This is a genomic window from Pseudomonas sp. BN515 (assembly GCF_029873155.1).
Classification (GTDB): domain Bacteria; phylum Pseudomonadota; class Gammaproteobacteria; order Pseudomonadales; family Pseudomonadaceae; genus Metapseudomonas.
In genome coordinates this window covers 34610-52592 of record NZ_SSOH01000085.1, presented here as the reverse complement: position 1 = coordinate 52592, position 17983 = coordinate 34610, and the positions used below count along the sequence as shown (strand labels likewise).

Sequence of the window (17983 nt, the reverse complement as noted above, 5' to 3'; positions counted from 1 at the left end):
CGACATGAGCGCACGAACCCTCACTCTGGTTACCCTGTCCCTGCTGCTGGGGCTGGGTGCTGCCTGGATGGCCAACAACTGGTTGAGCGCCAAGCTCAACGCAAGCCCGGATGACAACCTCCAGGCGGTGGTGGTGGCCACGGTGGAAATTCCCTTCGGGCAGATGATCGAGGCCCAGCAGGTGACCGTGGTACGCATGCCCAGGGGCACCGTGCCGGACGATGCCTTCGACGCTCCGGAGAGGGTCGTTGGCAAGATCGCCACCTTCCCCATGCTGCGAGGCGACATCCTGCGCAGTGCTCGTGTGGCCGAGCACCTGGGCGGCAGCACCCTGGCGTCGCTGATCGAGTCGGACAAGCGCGCGATATCGGTGCGGGTCGATGACGTGGTGGGCGTTGGCGGCTTCCTGCTGCCGGGAAACCGGGTCGACGTGCTGGCCACCCGACAAGTCAATGGCAGCAATGACAGCGAGTCCAAGACCATCCTCCAGGACCTTCGGGTGCTGGCCGTGGACCAGACCGCCAGCACTGACAAGACCCAGCCCGTGGTGGTGCGTGCGGTGACCCTGGAAATGATGCCCAAAGAGGCCGAGGTGCTGGTCAAGGCCATGAGCGAAGGTCGCCTGCAGCTTGCCCTGCGCAACCCCCTGGACGACCGCAAGAAGACCGAGGTCGTGGCAGCGGCCAAACCCGCGCCGGCTGCATCGCCAGTACCGGTCGCCCCCCGTCCTGTCGTGCGCCGGATGGAAGGTCCCAGCGGCGTGATCATCATCCGTGGCACTGAAGTGAAAGTGGCGAAGGCGCAGTTCTAGCCGAGCCCAGCGGGCCGGTGCAGTTGCGGCCAGTCAGAGGAGGAGAGGGTTATGCAAGGCATTCGCAAACTAGGGGCCCTGGCAGCGCTGCTGCTGGCCTGTACGGTACTGCCGGCTCCCGTGCCTGCGGCTCAGCCTTCAGGGGCGGTGGTGGGGATGTCCGCGCAAAACAACGGCCACATCCAGGTTCCCATCTACAAGGCGCGTGTCCTGACCACCCGCACGGCGGTCAAGCGCATCTCGGTGGGCAACCCGGAGATCGCCGACATCCTCATGACCACGCCCAATCAGCTCTACCTGCTGGGGCGTTCACTGGGCAGCACCAACGTGCTGCTGTGGGACAACAGCAACCGCCTGATCGACAGCCTCGAACTGGACGTGGTGCACGATCTTGGCGGCCTCAAGGAAAAGCTCCACCAACTGATGCCCAATGAGCGCATCGAGGTATTCAGCGCCCAGGGTTCGCTGGTGCTGCGCGGCCAGGTCAGCAGCGCTTCGGTGATGGATACGGCGGTGAAGGTGGCCAAGTCCTATTCCGCCCAGACCTCCAGCATCGTGCAGGGGGAAGGTGAGCAGGCGAAGCAGTCCCCGGCCCAGTCGCTGGAGGTGATCAATCTGCTCACAGTCGGCGGAACCCAGCAGGTGATGCTGGAGGTCAAGGTGGCCGAGATGCAACGCAACCTGCTCAAGAGCCTGGACGTCCGTTTCAATGCCTTGAGCCGGAACGGCAACTGGACCACGGGGGGCTTCAACAATGGCCAGCGGCTGGGATTCGACGCGGGCGGTCTGGTCAATCCGACGGCTCTGCTAGGCAATGGCAAGGGCTTCTTCGGCCAATTCCTGTCGGATGACTTCCTTTTCAACGTCGTCCTCGAAGCCGCCAAGGACAATGGCTCGGCCAAGGTACTGGCCGAACCCACCCTGACCACATTGAGCGGGCAGCAGGCCGAGTTCATCTCCGGCGGTGAGTTCCCGATCCCGATCACCGAGGACGAGGGTATTACCATCGAATTCAAGGAATTCGGTGTCGGGGTGAAATTCCTTCCGGTGGTACTGGACGAAGGGCGCATCAACCTGAATCTCAATGTCTCGGTGAGCGAGATTTCCAACGCCAACTCCCTGGTGCTGGATACCGGCCTGGACAGTGTGCTGGGTGACGGCGTCGCCCAGGTCATCCCTTCGCTGACCAAGCGCAGCGCGCAATCCACCGTGGAACTCGGCAATGGCCAGACCATCGCCATCGCCGGCCTTATCAGCGAAAACACCCGCGACTTCGTCAGCCGCTTCCCGGGCCTGGGCGATGTTCCGGTGCTCGGCCACCTGTTCCGTAGCCAGCAGTTCATCAACGGCGAAACCGAGCTGGTGATCCTGGTCACGCCGCACCTGGCCAAGCCGGTGGATGCCAGGAGCGTGCGCCTGCCCACCGAGAAGTTCGTCGAGCCCAGCGACCAGGATTTCTATCTGCTGGGCAAGACCAAGGGGCGCGAGGCCGGTCGGCCGGTGCCCGTCAGCCTTGGCGTCAGCGAAGGCCGTTTCGGCCATGACCTCAAGTAGCCGGAGACTTTGCACATGAAAACGATCATTCCCGTCTGCCTGCTCGCGCTCTGTGGCGGTTGCGTCATGGACTATGAAGAGGGTCGCGTCGGCACCCTCGGGTACAGCGTCTACCAGACCAGCTACCAGCAGATCGCCGATAAGCAGCGCGCGGCCAATCCCGGCACCGAGGCGTCGCCAGCCGGCATGGACGGTGCCCTGACCGAACAGGTCATGGACGGTTATCGCGGCACCAAGGGCAATGCCTCGCAGGTCGGCCAGCCCATCGAGATCAACATCGGAAACGAGTGAGGCCGGCAGTCATGAACCCGAGAATCCCCGGAAGACCATGCGCCATGCCCCGGCGCCAACGGGGTTCGGTCATGGCACTGTTGGCGGTCGCGATGCTTGCCCTGGTGGCCATGGCCGCCCTGGCGCTGGACGGCGGCCACCTGCTGGTGAACAAGACCCGGCTGCAGAACGCGGTGGACGCCGCGGCCCTCAGTGGCGCGAAGACCCTCAGCCAGGTCCAGGGGTCGGCGGAGGCGGCGAGGCTGGCGCGGGAAGCGGCCATGGACACCTTCACACGCAATGCCAACGCTACCGGCAATGGCGAACTGGCGACGGCGCTGGCCGCCGATTCTGGATTCGTCGTGATCACCCAGTCGGCAAGCGTTTACGGCCCCTTCACGGTTGCCGGGCCAGTGGGTAGCAGTCCGCGCTATGTCCGCGTTTCGGTGCCGGATTACCCCCTGACGGGAATCCTCTGGGGCGTGTTGAGCCTCTTCGGCGGTGGCGCCGTGGACAAGGCAGTGGCCGCAATCGCCACTGCCGGGCCCAGCCCCACGAGCCCGTGCGACCTGGCCCCGGTGATGGTCTGCGGCGATACGGGCGCCGGCCAACATGATCCAGCCAACGGCCTCTACTGGGGGTTCCGTCTTGGCGATCTGGAAGTGCTGAAGACGGCCAAGAACAACTCTTCGGGCATCGGTCCGGGCAATTTCCAGTTGCTGGACTTCGGCTCAGGTGGCAGCACGGTACGCGAGCAACTGGCCGGTGGCGGCACCCTGTGCCCGGATATCGGCAACAACGTCGCCACCAAACCCGGCAATACCGCAGGGCCATCGGTCCAGGGACTCAATACCCGCTTCGGCGACTATTCCGGCGGCGGTCTTTCCGAGACCGACTTTCCGCCTGATCTGGTGGTGGACTACAACAAGCTCGGCAACGGTAACCCGGCTCTTGAACCCAACCTGGACACCAACCAGATCAATTACCTGGGCAGCGGCGGTGGGGTGGTGAGCAGTGACGCGCAAGGAAACCTCAGCACCGCAGGCGGTGCCGCACTGTTCGATTACAACGATTGGAAGAGCCGCACCGCGACCTGCGTCGACAACCCTGCCGCAGCCGGCTGCCGCAATGGCGGGGTGTTCGAGCGACGCATGCTGAAGATCGTCATCGGCAGATGCAGTGGTACGGATGGCGGCACCTCTTCGGTTCCCGTACTGGGGTTCGGCTGCTTCTTCGTGCTGCAGCCCATGGACCAGCAGGGCGGCAGCGCCTGGTTGCTCGGCCAGTTCATTCAGGAGTGCGAGGGCGACGACCTGCCAGGGCCTAATCCGTCCACCGAATCCGGGCCGCAGATCATCCAGCTCTACAAGACCTATATCGACGACAGCCGTACACCGAGCAGCGACTCATAGGAGGCGCCATGCGACGTATCCCATGCACAGGCAGGCGCGGACAGCGAGGGTTGGCCATGGTGGAGTTCGCCCTGGCCCTGCCGTTGCTGTTGCTGTTGCTGCTGGCCGTGAGCGAAATCGGACGCATGCTGCTGCAGTACAACAGCCTGTTGCAGGCCAACCGCGACGCGGTCCGCTATGTCGCCGGCAAGGCCTTCGATCGTACGCAGGGACGGGTCGAGGTCAGTGCCACGTTGAGGACGGAAACCCAGAACCTGGCGGTCTACGGTTCGCCCGTTGTGCGTCTGGGCATGCAACCCCTGGTATCCGGATTGAGCACGGCCAATGTGCAGGTTTCCGCCGTGGCTGGCACCACGGACCACGTGCAGGTAAGCATCAGCTACACCTTCCAGCCCCTGTTCGGCAGCGGCTTGCCGGCTCTGGTCGGAAGCTCGATGCGGCTGGATTTCCCGCTGGTGACCACCACCGTAATGAGGGCGCTGTGATGAATGCCAGACGGATGCGCGGGACCTACACGGTGGAGTTCGCCATCACCGGACTGCTGCTCTTCGTGGTGTTGTTCGGCATGTTGGAGATGGGGCGGTTGTTCTTCACCATCAACGCCCTGAACGAGACGGTGCGTCGGGGCGCGCGCCTGGCCTCGGTATGCGATATCAGCGACCCGGTGGTCCTGCGTCGGGCCATCTTCAATGCAGCTACCGACAGTGGCGCGAGCAGCCTGATCAACCAACTCGATACGGCCGACCTGAGCCTGGTGTACCTGGACCAGAGTGGCGCGACGGTCACCAGTCCCACTGATACCGCCAGCGTCAACGGATTTCGCGCCATTCGCTACGTCGAACTGCGCCTGCAGAACTTCACCTTCAACTTCCTGATCCCCGGCTTCGGCGGCAGCATCACGCTCCCGGTGTTCAGGTCGACCATGCCGCGCGAAAGCCTTGGCCGACATGCCGAGGTCGGCGTCGCTCCGGGGATCACGCCATGCTGAAGACCAGAGAAACCGTACCCGTCCAGGCCACTGGAACATCCGGCCAGCGCTTGCTCATCAGCAGTCGTGATGCCGCAGCGCTGCGTCACCTGCAGGGCTACTGCCAGCGTCTTTCGGGGCTGGTGGTCAGCACCCGGCTGGTCACCAACGGTCACACCGATCCTCTCTACGGCCTGGAGCAGAAGCCCGATTTATTGCTGCTGCGGGTCAGCCACCTGTGGCGCGAGGAACTGGCGGCGCTATTGCAGCGTCCCGTCCACGAGCGTCCGCCGTTACTGATCTGCGGCCCGCTGGAGGAACGCGAGGGCATTCGCCTGGCGATGCAGGCCGGCGCCCGTGACTTCCTCCCCGAGCCGGTTACTGAGGACGATCTGCGCGCAGCACTGGGCCGTCTGGTGCAGGAGTCCAGCGCCGGCTCCGCTGGCGGCGGCCAGGTGGTGGCGGTGATCAACGCCAAGGGCGGCTCCGGCGCCACCCTGTTGGCCTGCAACCTGGCACACCAGCTCAGCAGTCGAGGTGCCGGCACCCTGCTGATGGACCTGGACCTGCAGTTCGGCAGCGCCGCCCACTACCTGGACATACACCCCGGGCACAGTCACCTGGACGTGCTGCAGCAGGTGGAGGAACTGGATGGCATGGCACTGCGCGGTTTCTGCAGCCATTTCAGTCCGACATTGCATGTGCTGGGCGGTCGCTCCGATGAACTCTGCCTGACCCAGGACGTGCGCCTGGAACAGCTGGAAGCGCTGCTGCGTCTTTCCCGCAGCACCTATGACTGGGTGGTGGTAGACCTGCCACGGCAGATCGACCACCTCACTGGCGTGACCCTCGAACAGGCCGATCGTGTGGTGATCGTGGTGCAACAGAGCCTCAGTCACCTCAAGGATGCCACTCGCCTGGTACGCATCCTGCGAGACGACCTGGGCATCCAGGGCAATCGCCTGCAGGTGGTGGTCAACCGCTACAACAAGGCTTCACCGGTGACCCTCAAGGACATCGCCGAGGCCTTGCGTTGTTCGGATGTGCAGAAGCTGCCCAACGACTACGCGGTGGTCAGCGAAAGCCAGAACACCGGGGTGCCACTGGCCCAGCATTCGCCAAGGGCGCCGGTGACCCTGGCGCTGCGGGCATTGACTGAAGACCTGGTCGGCGCGGAGAGCGTCAGCCAGGGCCTGTTGAAACGGACATTCGGCCGATTGTTCAGGGGGTAGACCATGTTCAGCGAATTCCGCAATCGGCTGCGCCAACCTGCAGCCAGGAAGGCCGGTGCCGACCAGCCACAGGAGGTGGGGGAGGGCGAACAGGCGACTGGTCTGATGGCCTGGGAGGTCTGTGCGCCGGACCAGCCTTACGAGACCCGCACTCACTTGAGCGCCGTGGAGGCCGAATGGCGCGAGCGCACTTACCAGCAGTTGCTCAAGGTCATGGACCTGTCCCTGCTGGATGCCCTGGAGCCGGCCGAAGCCGCACGGCAGATCCGCGAGATCTGCCTGCGTCTGCTGGATGAGCACCAGGCGCCGGTGAGCTCCGGCTGCCGCCAACTGATCATCAAACAGATTCAGGACGAGGTTCTCGGGCTCGGCCCGCTGGAGCCGCTGCTGGCCGACCACAGCGTGTCCGACATCCTGGTCAACGGCCATGGCTCGGTATACGTCGAGCGCCACGGCAAGTTGCAGCGCACTGACGTGTGCTTCCGCGACGACCAGCACTTGCTGAACATCATCGACCGCATCGTTTCCAGCCTGGGTCGGCGTATCGACGAATCCTCGCCCCTGGTGGACGCCCGCCTGAAGGACGGTTCGCGGGTGAATGCGATCATCCCGCCGCTGGCCATCGATGGCCCCAGCCTGTCGATCCGCCGCTTCGCCGTTGACCTGCTGAGCACCGAGAGCCTGGTCCAGATGGGTACCCTGACTCCGGCGATCGCCCTGGTGCTCAAGGCGATAGTCCGGGGCCGCCTGAACGTGCTGGTCTCGGGTGGTACCGGCACCGGCAAGACCACCATGCTCAACGTGCTGTCCAGCTTCATTCCGCACAACGAACGCATTGTCACCATCGAAGACTCGGCCGAGCTGCAACTGCAGCAACCCCATGTGGTGCGGCTGGAAACCCGGCCCGCGAACATCGAGGGACGCGGCGAGGTGAACCAGCGTGAGTTGGTGCGCAATAGCCTGCGCATGCGTCCGGACCGCATCGTCATCGGCGAAGTCCGCGGCGCCGAGGCGCTGGACATGCTGACGGCGATGAATACCGGCCACGACGGCTCGATCACCACCATTCACGCCAACACCGCGCGGGATGCCCTGGGCCGCATCGAGAACATGGTGTCCATGACCGGCGCCACTTTCCCAATCAAGGCCTTGCGTCAGCAGATCGCCTCGGCCATCGACGTCGTCATCCAGCTGGAGCGCCAGGAGGATGGCAAGCGCCGGCTGGTCAGCGTGCAGGAGATCAACGGCATGGAGGGCGAGATCATCACCATGACCGAGATATTCGGCTTCGAACGACGGGGGCTCGGCGAGCATGGCGAGGTCCTCGGCGACTTCCGTCCCAGCGGCATGGTCCCGCACTTCCGCGATGTACTGGCCAAGCGTGGCATCGAGCTGCCGTTGAACCTGTTCCGCCCCGACTGGATGGAGGGTTAGCGCCATGGACAAGATTCCTGCCGAGTTCATCCTGGCTTTTCTCGGGATGGTCTTCGTTGCGGTCTTCCTGCTCAGCCAGGGCCTCGTGGTGCCGGTATTCGGCGAGGCCGGCAAGGTGCGTCGACGCATCCGCGCGCGCCTGGATGTGCTCGAACACGCCAGCAACCTGCCGAACATGCAGACGGTGCTGAGGCAGAAGTACCTCAAGCGCCTCTCGCCCATGGAGGCCCGGCTGGAACAACTGCCGCTGATGGAGCGTCTGGCGCAGACCATCGAGCAGGCCGGCCATGTCTACCTCGCCTACCGGGTGGTGTTGCTGTGCCTGATTCTTGCTATCGCTGCGGGTGGTGGCGTCTGGCTGATGTTCAAGATCTGGTGGGCGGCGCTGATCCTGGGGGGTGTGGTGTTCTGCGTACCGCTGATGAAGGTCGCCCGGGACCGCAACGCCCGCTTCGCTGCGTTCGAGGAGGGCCTGCCTGATGCGCTGGATGCAATGTGCCGCGCGCTGCGTGCCGGCCACCCCTTCAACGAGACGCTGCGCCTGGTCGCCGAGGAGCACACCGGGCCGGTGGCTGTCGAATTCGGCCTGACGTTCGCCGACATCAACTACGGCAACGATGTGCGCCGGGCCATGCTCGGCCTGCTGGAGCGCATGCCGAGCATGACAGTGATGATGCTGGTGACATCGGTGCTGATCCAGCGGGAGTCCGGGGGCAACCTGACCGAGGTTCTGGAGCGCCTGAGCCGCCTGATTCGCGGGCGCTTCCGCTTCCAGCGCAAGGTCAGGACGCTGTCGGCGGAGGGGCGCGTTTCGGCCTGGGTGCTGGTGTCGGTGCCCTTCGCCCTGTGCGCGGGAATCATGTTTACCACCCCGCAGTACATGCCCGTGCTGATCAACGATCCGCTGGGGCAGAAGATGGTCATGGCCGCCTTCGCGGCGATGATCCTGGGCATTTTCTGGATTCGCCGGATCATCCGGATCCAGGTCTGATGGCGCAGCCGAAGGGGAGGCACATTCCATGGACTACCTGCTCGGATTGATCAGCGGTGTGGTGGGCAACCCGGAGCTGGCGCGCCTGGTGTTCCTGGCTGCGGTGGCCTTGAGTTCGGTGCTGGCAGTCATCACCTTCGGCATGCTGCTCATGGGGTTGCAGAGTCCGGTGCAGCGGCGCCTGGCGATGATCAAACGCGGTCATGAAAGCCTGACCGCCAGTCAGCGCCCGGTGAGCAACCTGCACTTGCTGCTGGAGCAGGTGGGGCGCCACATGGGGTCGGGCGAGGAGCGCAAGACGTCGGCGACCCGCCAGATACTGATCCACGCCGGCTACCGTACGGCTTCAGCGGTGCAAGTCTATTGGGCTGTGCGTTTGCTCTTGCCGTTGTTGATGCTTGCCTTGTCCCTGCTGGCGCTGCCCATGCTGCCAAAGCTTTCGATTGCCCTGGTGCTGTTGATCGGTGCAGCGGCTGCAGGGCTGGGCTGGCTGGCGCCGGCGGTCTTCGTGGAGCGGCGCAAGGAAGCGCGGATCGGTCGTCTGCGTGCAGCCTTTCCTGATGCCCTGGACCTGATGGTGGTGTGCGTGGAGTCGGGGCTGGCGCTGCCCCAGGCGATAGAGCGGGTTGCTGACGAGATGGCTGTGAGCCAGTCGGAACTGGCAGAGGAACTCGCCCTCGTGAATGCCGAGGTGCGTGCGGGCATCCCCAGCGCCCAGGCCCTGAAACACCTGGCCGACCGTACCGGGCTGGAGGATTTGCGCGGACTGGTGAGCCTCCTATCGCAGAGCATCCGCTTCGGTACCAGCGTGGCGGATACCTTGCGTATCTATGCCGAGGAGTTTCGCGACCGGCGTACCCAGGCAGCGGAGGAGCGGGCCGCGAAGATCGGGACCAAGCTGGTGTTCCCGCTAATCTTTTGCCTATGGCCAAGCTTTTTCCTGGTGGCCATCGGCCCCGCAATCATTGGGGTGTTCAAGGCCTTCGGGAAGATGTGACATGAACAGAACCAGTCTGCTGTTGGCCATGATGGCTGTGCTGTCGGGATGCCAGAACATGGGGCCGGAAAATGCCGGTGGTTTCCAGTCCGTCTACCGGGGCGACAATTCCGTCCTCTATCAGGTGCAAAGCCAGATCAACACTCCCGAGCTGGCCATGCAAATGGCCGCCCATTCCTACCAGGCTGGCGATACGGACCAGGCGCTGTACCAGTACCTGCGCGCCATCGAACTCGACCCCAATCGCTATGACGCCCTGGTTTGGGTGGGGCGCATCCATCGGGAGCGGGGCAACACCCAGTTGGCCGAAATGGCGTTCACCGATGTGCTGGGTAACGACCCGGACAATATCGACGCGCTGGCCGAGATGGGCCTGCTCAACCTCGGTATCCGCCGCCATGACCAGGCCGAGGCGTTCCTGCTCCAGGCAATTGGCGAAGATCAGCGCCGGCTGGGAGGTACTCCGAAGGTGGCGCTGGGTGATGTGGCCCGGCTGAAGGTGGACAGCAAGTCCCCCTTGCGGGTCTACAACGGGCTGGGCGTGCTGGCGGACCTGAAGGAGAACTTCTCCATTTCCCAGGCTTACTACCTTCTCGCGATGAAGATCGACCCCCGCTCGACGCTGGTGCAGAACAGCCTCGGCTATTCCTATTACCTGGCCGGCAACTGGGACCAGGCCGAACGCACCTACAAGCAGGGCATCAGCTTCGATCCTGCCTACCACCCGTTGTGGCGCAACTACGGCCTGCTTCTGGCGCGGATGGGGCGTTACGAGGAAGCGATTTCGGCGTTCGAGCAGGTGGAGAAGCCTGCCGAGGCGAGCAACGACGTCGGCTACATCTGTCTGGTGGAAGGCAAGCTGGATGAGGCGGAGCAGTTCTTCCGCAGCGCCATCGACCAGTCGCCGGCGCACTACGAAACAGCCTGGGAAAATCTCAATCGGGTCCAGCAGATTCGCCGCCTGCGCGGCATGGGGGGCGCCACTTCGGTGGGGGAACCGGTGGCAGTGATTCCGGGAGCGGAGGTGCGCCCGGTCGCATTACCGTAGACCGGGATGACGGAAAGGGGCAGGCCTTGGGCCTGCCCCTTTTGCATTACTTGTTGACCGCGTCGGTCAGGGCCTTGGCCGGAACGAACTTGACCACCTTCTTCGCGGCGATCTCGATGGTCTTGCCGGTCTGCGGGTTGCGACCGGTACGGGCGGGACGATCGCCGACCTTCAGCTTGCCGATGCCCGGCAGGGTGATCTCATCACTGTTCTCCAGGGAGTCGCTGACGATCTCGCTGAGCTGCTCGAGCACGGCTCGCACGGCGGCCTTGGTGGTGTCGGTGGCTTCTGCGATGTCAGAGATCAGCTGGTCTTTGGTGAGTGCCATGGTGTTGCTCCATTTAATGAATGTCTGGCTTGTGGCCTGGCCGGACGCGCCGGCCCTGATGTGACAAGCGGCGCGCCTGGAAGTGCGGCGGAAGTTGTAGCAGCGGGCCGCAACCGGTTGGGGAAGCTAGCACAAAAGGTGTGGCGAACCTGTGTAGACGGCCGGGTTTTGCGTCGATATGACGCAACCTGTCGTCGGCCAGGGCGGTCGACGACAGGACGTCACCCGGTGCCGGAATAAGGCGTCTACAGATGCCGATGGCCGTCGCTGCCCATGCAAGGCCTGAATTCCCATGACCGACTACGCTTGGCCTTGTGATGCCAAGCGCTAAGGAGAGCCGCCATGCTACGTGCCTTTGCTGATTTGGGGTTTCGCTGGAAGATCGCCTTGCCCATCCTGGTGCTGGCGTTTCTCATGGTGCTGGTGGGCGGCCTCGGCATGCAGGGGATCGCCCAGGTCGGGGACTCCAGCAAGCAACTGACCAATCGCTACCTGCCCGCCATCAGCCTGCTGCTCAATGCCGACCGTGACCTCTACCAGGCGTTCATCGCTGAACGCAGCCTCCTGGATGAGGCCGCCGGCGAGCACGTCCAGGCGCTCAAGGCGGACCATGCGGAGAACCTGCAACAGGCCTACGACCGCGTGCACAAATACGCCGCCATGGACGCCAGCGCCGAAGCCCAGCAACTGGTGGCGCAATTCGACCGTGGCTATGCCCAGTGGAAGGCCACCTCGCAGCGGGTGGTCGACCTGTCCGCCCAGGACCCGGCAGCGGCCAGCACCCTCAGCTTCGGTGACAGCGAGCGCCAGTTCGGCGAGATGCGCGATGCCATCGACAAGCTCGGCGAACTGGAGGACCTGGCCGCCAACGCCGAAGGGCAGGGCGCTATCGCCTTCGGGGATACACGCGCCTGGCAGCAGGGGTTGGCCATCGCCATTGGTCTGGGCCTGTGCCTCATCCTGGTCATCGGCTTCCCTGCGCTGGTGACCCGTCCCTTGCGGAACCTGCTGGAACGAATCGAGCAGATCGCCGACGGCGACGGGGACCTTCGCGTGCGCCTGGAAGTATTGTCGAAGGACGAACTGGGCAAGCTCAGTCATGCCTTCAATCGCTTTCTCGACAAATTGCAGCCGCTGATCCGGGAGGTCAGCCGGGTGACCGGGGAAGTGGCCGACTCGGCGCGCAGCCTGGCAGGGCTGGCGGCCGCCAATGATCGCCTGATCAATAGCGAACACGCCGCCGTGGACCAGGTGAGCACCGCCGCCACGGAAATGAGTGCGGCCGTGCACGAGGTGGCGCGCAATGCGCAGAACGCGGCCGACGCGGCGCGCTTCGCCGAAGAACAGTCCCGTGAGGGCGCCCAGGTGGTGGGGGCGACCGTCGCTGCCATTCGTCAGTTGGCGATAGAGGTGGAAAGCGCATCCACCACCATCAGCACCCTTGAGCAGGAGACCGCCAATATCGGCGCCGTACTGGCGGTGATCAAGGGCATCGCCGACCAGACCAACCTGCTGGCGCTGAACGCCGCCATCGAAGCCGCACGGGCTGGCGAGCAGGGCAGGGGGTTCGCCGTGGTGGCCGATGAGGTGCGCGCCCTGGCGGCGCGGACCCAGGATTCCACCAAGGACATCCAACTGATGATTGAACGCCTTCAGGCCGGCGTGCAGGAGGCGGTCAAGGCCATGCGTTCGGGCAGCCTGAAGGCAAGGGACAGCGTGGAGCGGGCGGCAGGTGTCGACCAGGCGCTCACTGACACTGGCGACTCGGTGCAGCGGATCAACGACATGGCCGCCCAGATCGCCACCGCCTGCGAAGAGCAGAGCAGTGTCACCGAGGAGATCGCCCGCAACATCAGCGACATCCGCGACCTCTCCAACGAGGCTGCGCAGACCTCGGAGCAAAGCAATCAAGCCAGCCAGCACCTTTCCCAGCTGTCCAGCGGCCTGGCCCAACTGGTGGGGCGCTTCCGGGTCTGACCCGCAAGTGCTTGTAAGGAAAACGGTTTTACCGGTTGTAAGTTGACGAAGAGCCGGTACAATGGCGCGGCTCGCCGATCTGGCGAGCTGCGTGATGGTGGCCCTGCCGGTCCCCCCGCAACGATCAGCCGTGAACCCGGTCAGGCCCGGAAGGGAGCAGCCGCAGCGGTGAAATCGTGTGCCGGGGTGTGGCTGGTGGGGTCACCTCCAATTTCTAAGTCCTTAATTCTAAAGGACTTTTCTCGCCAAAAATCGAAGAGTGGAACAGCGTTGTGGTACGCCAGAGTGGTGCACCGCGCGAGTGACCCTATCCATTCGTCTTGCGTTCGGTTCAATCCCCCGGCTTTTCTCCCTCAGCAACCAGCTGACTTCGTGCGTTCCTCACTGCCGCACCAGCGTCTGTGGACTACCTGGCTGACCTAAACTCATGTATGGCCTGCGCGAGCGGGGCGGTCGATATGAGTGTTTCAAAAACGTTCGTGGTGCTACTTCCGGCCTTGTTTTATCCGGCAGCGACGTACGGTTTGGGCTGCAGCTACACATTCGACCTGGAAATGAGGACACGCATGTGTGCCTTGGAGCTGGAGAACGAATGGAGGGCAAAACTGAAGCCCGATGATGCGTGTGCACGACTCATGGTTGAGGCCAGGAGATTTGTCTCCAGCTTTGAAAGCGGGGAAATACAGGTCAATCAGGGTTGTACGGCAGCGGCGTTGATGAAGGCCGCGGACAACGCGACGAAGGCGATCGCCAAGGCGCGGGAAAAGGGTTGGACGACACTTGAGGACTATCTGCGTTACTAGGGCGGGAATCGATTGTTCAGCGGCCGGTCCTCAGCGGTAGCGCGCCAGAATCTCCTCGATTTCCCCTGATTCCTTCATCTGCACCAGTGTGCGCAGGATGCGTTGCGTCGGCAGGGCTGGGTCGTTACGTACCAGGCAGCCCACGGGTTCTTCTTCCAGCGTGCTGACGCTCACGAGGTGGTCCTGGTCCGGCAGATTGCGATTGAACCAGCCCAGCGCCAGTTCGTTACTCACGGCGTACCGATAGCGTCCGGCCAGCAGTTTCTGTAACACCAGGTCCTGGTTGCGGGCTTCGTCGCGCTGTACAGCTCCGCGCTCGAAGAGCTGCTGCAGGCGCGGATAGGTGTAACCGAGGACGGTGCCCACGCTCTCCCCGGACATGGCGTCCGGGCTGGCAAGTTGCTCGCTGCCATTGCGCGCCACGATCAGGTCGCGCTGATAAAGGAAGGGGATGCTCCAGAGGTATTCGTTGCCGTTGGTGATCCATTTCGGGCTGATGTAGCACCGTACGTCGATTTCGCCCTGTTTCAGGGCCAGTTCCACGCGGTTTCGTGGTAGGACATGCACCTGCGCCGGCATGTCGAGTCGTTGTGCAAGGCGTTCTATCAGGTCGTGGATGATGCCGCCGACCAGGCGGTTGTCCCTGAACTCGGCCACCGGCATGGCCCAGCTGTCCACCGCGGAAAAGCGCAGGGCGGCAGTCGCGGCATGGCCGAATGTGCTCCAGCAGAGGAGAAGGGCGAGGACAAATGAGCGCATCGGGCTCCCTCGTCTCAAGTGGGCGGTGCCTCACAATGCCCGTTGTCGAGCGGATTGAACAGGGCGCCGTTCGCATCGGATGCATTTTGCGCATCGCTCCGCTAGCATTAGCTCCTTCTGCTCCCCAGACGCGATGGTTTTCAATGAGTTATCAGGTTCTTGCACGAAAATGGCGTCCGCGCTCGTTCCGCGAAATGGTCGGCCAGACCCATGTGCTGAAAGCCTTGATCAATGCACTGGACAACCAGCGCCTGCACCACGCCTATCTGTTTACCGGTACCCGGGGGGTGGGCAAGACCACCATCGCGCGTATTCTCGCCAAGTGCCTGAACTGCGAAACCGGCATCAGCTCCACCCCTTGCGGCCAGTGTTCGGTCTGCCGGGAGATCGATGAAGGTCGTTTCGTCGACCTGATCGAAGTGGACGCCGCCAGCCGCACCAAAGTGGAAGACACCCGCGAACTGCTCGACAACGTGCAGTACGCCCCCAGCCGCGGCCGCTACAAGGTCTACCTGATCGACGAAGTGCACATGCTCTCCACGCACTCGTTCAACGCGCTGCTGAAGACCCTCGAAGAGCCGCCGCCCCACGTCAAGTTCCTGCTGGCCACCACCGACCCGCAGAAACTGCCCGTTACCATCCTCTCGCGCTGCCTGCAGTTCTCCCTGAAGAACATGCCGCCGGAGCGTGTGGTGGATCACCTGACCCATGTGCTCACCGCCGAGAACGTGCCCTTCGAGGCCGACGCGCTGTGGCTGCTGGGCCGGGCTGCCGACGGCTCGATGCGAGATGCCATGAGCCTCACCGACCAGGCGATTGCCTTCGGCGAGGGCAAGGTGCTGGCCGCCGATGTACGCGCCATGCTCGGCACCCTCGATCATGGCCAGGTCTATGGCGTGCTCCACGCGCTGCTGCAGGGCGATGCCCGCGCGCTGCTGGAGGCCGTACGCCACTTGGCCGAGCAGGGGCCGGACTGGAACGGCGTGCTCTCCGAAATGCTTAACGTGCTGCACCGTGTGGCCATCGCCCAGGTGCTGCCGGATGCCGTCGACAATGGCCAGGGTGACCGCGAGCGCGTACTGGCGCTGGCGCAGGCCCTGCCGGGCGAAGACGTGCAGTTCTACTACCAGATGGGCCTGATCGGCCGTCGTGACCTGCCGCTGGCACCGGATCCGCGCAGTGGATTCGAGATGGTGCTGCTGCGTATGTTGGCGTTCCGTCCGGCAGATGCCGATGGCGCGCCCAAGGTCCAGCTAAAGGACCCGGGGATCAGTCAGGCCACGACTGATCCCCGGACGAACCCAGTGGCCGGAGCCGCCCCGTCGGCTTCGGTTGCCGTTGCTGCGCCGCAACCCGCTCCCGTACAGACTCCGGCTCCGGTCGTTGCTCCGGCCCCTGAGGCCAGCCAGCCAGTAACGGCTCCGGCTCCTGTCGTAGAAGCGCCTGCGCCCGCTCCAGTGGTAGAGGCTCCGGTTGCCGCTGCGGTCGAAGAAAGCATTCCCCCAACGCCTGCTGCCGAGCCCGTGGCTGAACAGCCCGCGCCCGCGCCAGTGGCAGAGGCTCCTGCCGAAGTGGTCGACCTGCCTTGGGAAGAGCCTGCCGCTCCGGTGGTTGTCGAGTCCTCTGTGGAGGTCCAGGCTGAGCCTGAAGTGCAACCCGAGCCGGAGCCCGTCGCTGAGACTGCTCCGGCTGTGGTCGAGCCTGTTGCCCAGCCCGCAGTGGTTGCTGCCGCCGATGAATCCGACGATGAGCCGCCGCCCGGCGACTACGACGACTATTACGAGGCGGATGCCGACAGCATCGCTTACATGGATGACTTCGGCCCTGCTGAAGAACCCGCTGCCACGGTGCCGGAAGTCCTGCCGGCCGCGCAGCCGGCTACCGGCCTGGCTGCCGAGTGGCTGGACCTGTTCCCGCGCCTTGGGCTGTCGGGGATGACTGGCAACATCGGCGCCAACTGCACCCTGGTGGCCGTGGAAGGCGATGTCTGGCGCCTACACCTGGATCCGGCGCAGAGTGCTCTGTTCAACGCCAACCAGCAGCGTCGTCTGAACGATGCGCTGAACCAGTACCACGGGCGTAACCTTAAACTCGAAGTCGAAGTGCGTCGTCCCGAGCAGGAGACTCCCGCCCAGGCCGCCGCACGTAAACGCGCCGCTCGTCAGCGCCAGGCCGAAGAGGCCATTGCCAGCGATCCGCTGGTGCTGAAAATGATCGAAATGTTCGGCGCCCAGGTGCGTGCCGACACCATTGAACCCCTTGACCGCTGAGGACAATCACCATGATGAAGGGTGGCATGGCGGGCCTGATGAAGCAGGCCCAACAGATGCAGGAAAAAATGCAGAAGATGCAGGAAGAGCTGGCCAATGCCGAAGTTACCGGCCAGTCCGGGGCTGGCCTGGTGAGCGTGGTGATGACCGGTCGTCATGACGTCAAGCGTGTCTCTCTGGACGACAGCCTGATGCAGGAAGACAAGGAAATCCTGGAAGACCTGATCGCCGCTGCGGTGAACGACGCCGTACGCAAGATCGAGCAGAACAACCAGGAGAAAATGGCCGGCATGACGGCCGGGATGCAGTTGCCCCCCGGCTTCAAAATGCCCTTCTGAGTGAGTGACGCCCAGCCGGCACGCATTACTGCGTTGCGCGCGGCCCCGGGCATCCTCATTTACAGACGTAAACTCCGGTGCCCGTGGCCGCTCGCACCTTGTACTGCATACCGTCTGGTTGCCCCAGTCGATGCTGTCGAGAGGCACTGGAGTCCATCCATTCCATCCGCACTTTGAGACGCCCATGAGCTTCAGCCCGCTGATCCGTCAATTGATCGATGCTTTGCGCATTCTGCCCGGTGTGGGTCAGAAGACTGCGCAACGCATGGCGCTGCAGATGCTCGAACGTGATCGCAGCGGCGGCTTGCGCCTGGCCCAGGCGCTGACGGCGGCCATGGAAGGAGTGGGGCATTGCAAGCAGTGCCGCACCCTGAGCGAGGAAGAACTCTGCCCGCAATGCGCCGATCCGCGCCGCGATGATTCGCTGCTCTGCGTGGTGGAAGGCCCGCTGGACGTGTTCGCCGTTGAACAGACCGGCTATCGCGGCCGCTTCTTCGTCCTCAAGGGGCATCTGTCCCCCCTGGATGGCCTCGGTCCGGAGGCAATCGGTATCCCTGAACTGATGGCGCGCATCGAGGCTGGTCAGTTCGCCGAGGTGATCCTCGCCACGAACCCGACCGTGGAGGGCGAAGCCACCGCCCATTACATCGCCCAATTGCTGGCGTCCAGAACCATCATCGTCTCGCGTATCGCCCATGGCGTGCCGCTGGGCGGCGAGCTTGAGCTGGTGGACGGCGGCACCCTGGCCCACGCATTGGCAGGACGTCGCCCCATCGGGCTTTGAGCGAACGG

At 64.0% G+C, this 17983-nt stretch carries 18 protein-coding genes and 1 other RNA gene; 17 read left to right on the top strand and 2 right to left on the bottom strand.

Translation table 11 applies throughout. The features are described from left to right. Nucleotides 1-4 precede the first annotated feature (4 nt). The 11 genes from cpaB to E8E91_RS23845 all read left to right on the top strand — a co-directional run bounded on the left by cpaB (nucleotide 5) and on the right by E8E91_RS23845 (nucleotide 10716). A complete protein-coding gene (gene cpaB / locus E8E91_RS23895; RefSeq protein ID WP_280379356.1) occupies nucleotides 5-811 on the top strand; it encodes a Flp pilus assembly protein CpaB in 807 nt (268 codons plus the stop codon). 51 nt (nucleotides 812-862) lie between these two features. After that, nucleotides 863-2365, top strand: coding sequence for a type II and III secretion system protein family protein (locus E8E91_RS23890; RefSeq protein WP_280379355.1), 1503 nt, complete (start codon nucleotides 863-865; stop codon nucleotides 2363-2365). Between the two features lie 15 nt (nucleotides 2366-2380). Then, nucleotides 2381-2656: a hypothetical protein gene (locus E8E91_RS23885; protein WP_280379353.1), complete on the top strand. Its 276-nt coding sequence runs from the start codon at nucleotides 2381-2383 to the stop codon at nucleotides 2654-2656. A gap of 71 nt (nucleotides 2657-2727) precedes the next feature. Then, nucleotides 2728-4047, top strand: coding sequence for a Tad domain-containing protein (locus E8E91_RS23880; protein WP_280379351.1), 1320 nt, complete (start codon nucleotides 2728-2730; stop codon nucleotides 4045-4047). Between the two features lie 8 nt (nucleotides 4048-4055). Then, nucleotides 4056-4532 (top strand): TadE/TadG family type IV pilus assembly protein, encoded by a 477-nt coding sequence (locus E8E91_RS23875; protein WP_280379350.1) that lies wholly within the window; start codon nucleotides 4056-4058, stop codon nucleotides 4530-4532. Further along, on the top strand, nucleotides 4532-5035 hold the full coding sequence (locus tag E8E91_RS23870; RefSeq protein ID WP_280379348.1) for a TadE/TadG family type IV pilus assembly protein: 504 nt from the start codon (nucleotides 4532-4534) through the stop codon (nucleotides 5033-5035). Before E8E91_RS23875 ends, E8E91_RS23870 begins: the two co-directional genes overlap by 1 nt. Continuing rightward, nucleotides 5029-6246 (top strand): AAA family ATPase, encoded by a 1218-nt coding sequence (locus E8E91_RS23865; RefSeq protein ID WP_280379346.1) that lies wholly within the window; start codon nucleotides 5029-5031, stop codon nucleotides 6244-6246. The genes E8E91_RS23870 and E8E91_RS23865 overlap by 7 nt, the downstream gene beginning before the upstream one ends. A 3-nt stretch (nucleotides 6247-6249) precedes the next feature. Next, the gene (locus E8E91_RS23860; RefSeq protein WP_280379345.1) at nucleotides 6250-7680 is read left to right on the top strand and encodes a CpaF family protein; all 1431 of its coding nucleotides are present in this window, start codon (nucleotides 6250-6252) and stop codon (nucleotides 7678-7680) included. A gap of 4 nt (nucleotides 7681-7684) precedes the next feature. After that, nucleotides 7685-8671 (top strand): type II secretion system F family protein, encoded by a 987-nt coding sequence (locus E8E91_RS23855; RefSeq protein ID WP_280379343.1) that lies wholly within the window; start codon nucleotides 7685-7687, stop codon nucleotides 8669-8671. A 28-nt stretch (nucleotides 8672-8699) separates the two neighbouring features. Continuing rightward, nucleotides 8700-9668, top strand: a complete 969-nt coding sequence (locus tag E8E91_RS23850; RefSeq protein ID WP_280379339.1) for a type II secretion system F family protein — start codon at nucleotides 8700-8702, stop codon at nucleotides 9666-9668. Between the two features lies 1 nt (nucleotide 9669). Next, a complete protein-coding gene (locus E8E91_RS23845) occupies nucleotides 9670-10716 on the top strand; it encodes a tetratricopeptide repeat protein (protein ID WP_280379338.1) in 1047 nt (348 codons plus the stop codon). A 46-nt stretch (nucleotides 10717-10762) separates the two neighbouring features. Here E8E91_RS23845 and E8E91_RS23840 read toward each other — a convergent pair whose 3' ends face one another. Next, nucleotides 10763-11104, bottom strand: a complete 342-nt coding sequence (locus E8E91_RS23840; protein ID WP_280364180.1) for an HU family DNA-binding protein — start codon at nucleotides 11102-11104, stop codon at nucleotides 10763-10765. A gap of 282 nt (nucleotides 11105-11386) precedes the next feature. Here E8E91_RS23840 and E8E91_RS23835 point away from each other — a divergent pair, with 282 nt between their 5' ends. The 3 genes from E8E91_RS23835 to E8E91_RS23825 all read left to right on the top strand — a co-directional run bounded on the left by E8E91_RS23835 (nucleotide 11387) and on the right by E8E91_RS23825 (nucleotide 13824). After that, nucleotides 11387-13021, top strand: a complete 1635-nt coding sequence (locus tag E8E91_RS23835) for a methyl-accepting chemotaxis protein (protein ID WP_280379335.1) — start codon at nucleotides 11387-11389, stop codon at nucleotides 13019-13021. 104 nt (nucleotides 13022-13125) lie between these two features. Continuing rightward, an RNA gene (gene ffs / locus E8E91_RS23830) (signal recognition particle sRNA small type) lies at nucleotides 13126-13222 on the top strand. Nucleotides 13223-13479: 257 nt separating this feature from the next. Beyond that, nucleotides 13480-13824 (top strand): hypothetical protein, encoded by a 345-nt coding sequence (locus E8E91_RS23825; protein WP_280379333.1) that lies wholly within the window; start codon nucleotides 13480-13482, stop codon nucleotides 13822-13824. Nucleotides 13825-13854: 30 nt separating this feature from the next. Here E8E91_RS23825 and E8E91_RS23820 read toward each other — a convergent pair whose 3' ends face one another. Then, a complete protein-coding gene (locus E8E91_RS23820) occupies nucleotides 13855-14583 on the bottom strand; it encodes a transporter substrate-binding domain-containing protein (RefSeq protein ID WP_280379330.1) in 729 nt (242 codons plus the stop codon). A 143-nt stretch (nucleotides 14584-14726) separates the two neighbouring features. Here E8E91_RS23820 and dnaX point away from each other — a divergent pair, with 143 nt between their 5' ends. From dnaX to recR, 3 genes are all read left to right on the top strand, one after another. After that, the gene (gene dnaX, locus E8E91_RS23815; RefSeq protein ID WP_280379329.1) at nucleotides 14727-16853 is read left to right on the top strand and encodes a DNA polymerase III subunit gamma/tau; all 2127 of its coding nucleotides are present in this window, start codon (nucleotides 14727-14729) and stop codon (nucleotides 16851-16853) included. An 11-nt stretch (nucleotides 16854-16864) separates the two neighbouring features. After that, complete coding sequence (locus tag E8E91_RS23810) at nucleotides 16865-17191, top strand: YbaB/EbfC family nucleoid-associated protein (RefSeq protein WP_009619439.1); 327 nt, start codon at nucleotides 16865-16867, stop codon at nucleotides 17189-17191. A 184-nt stretch (nucleotides 17192-17375) separates the two neighbouring features. Then, on the top strand, nucleotides 17376-17975 hold the full coding sequence (gene recR / locus E8E91_RS23805) for a recombination mediator RecR (protein ID WP_280379327.1): 600 nt from the start codon (nucleotides 17376-17378) through the stop codon (nucleotides 17973-17975). The last annotated feature ends 8 nt before the right edge of the window (nucleotides 17976-17983 follow it).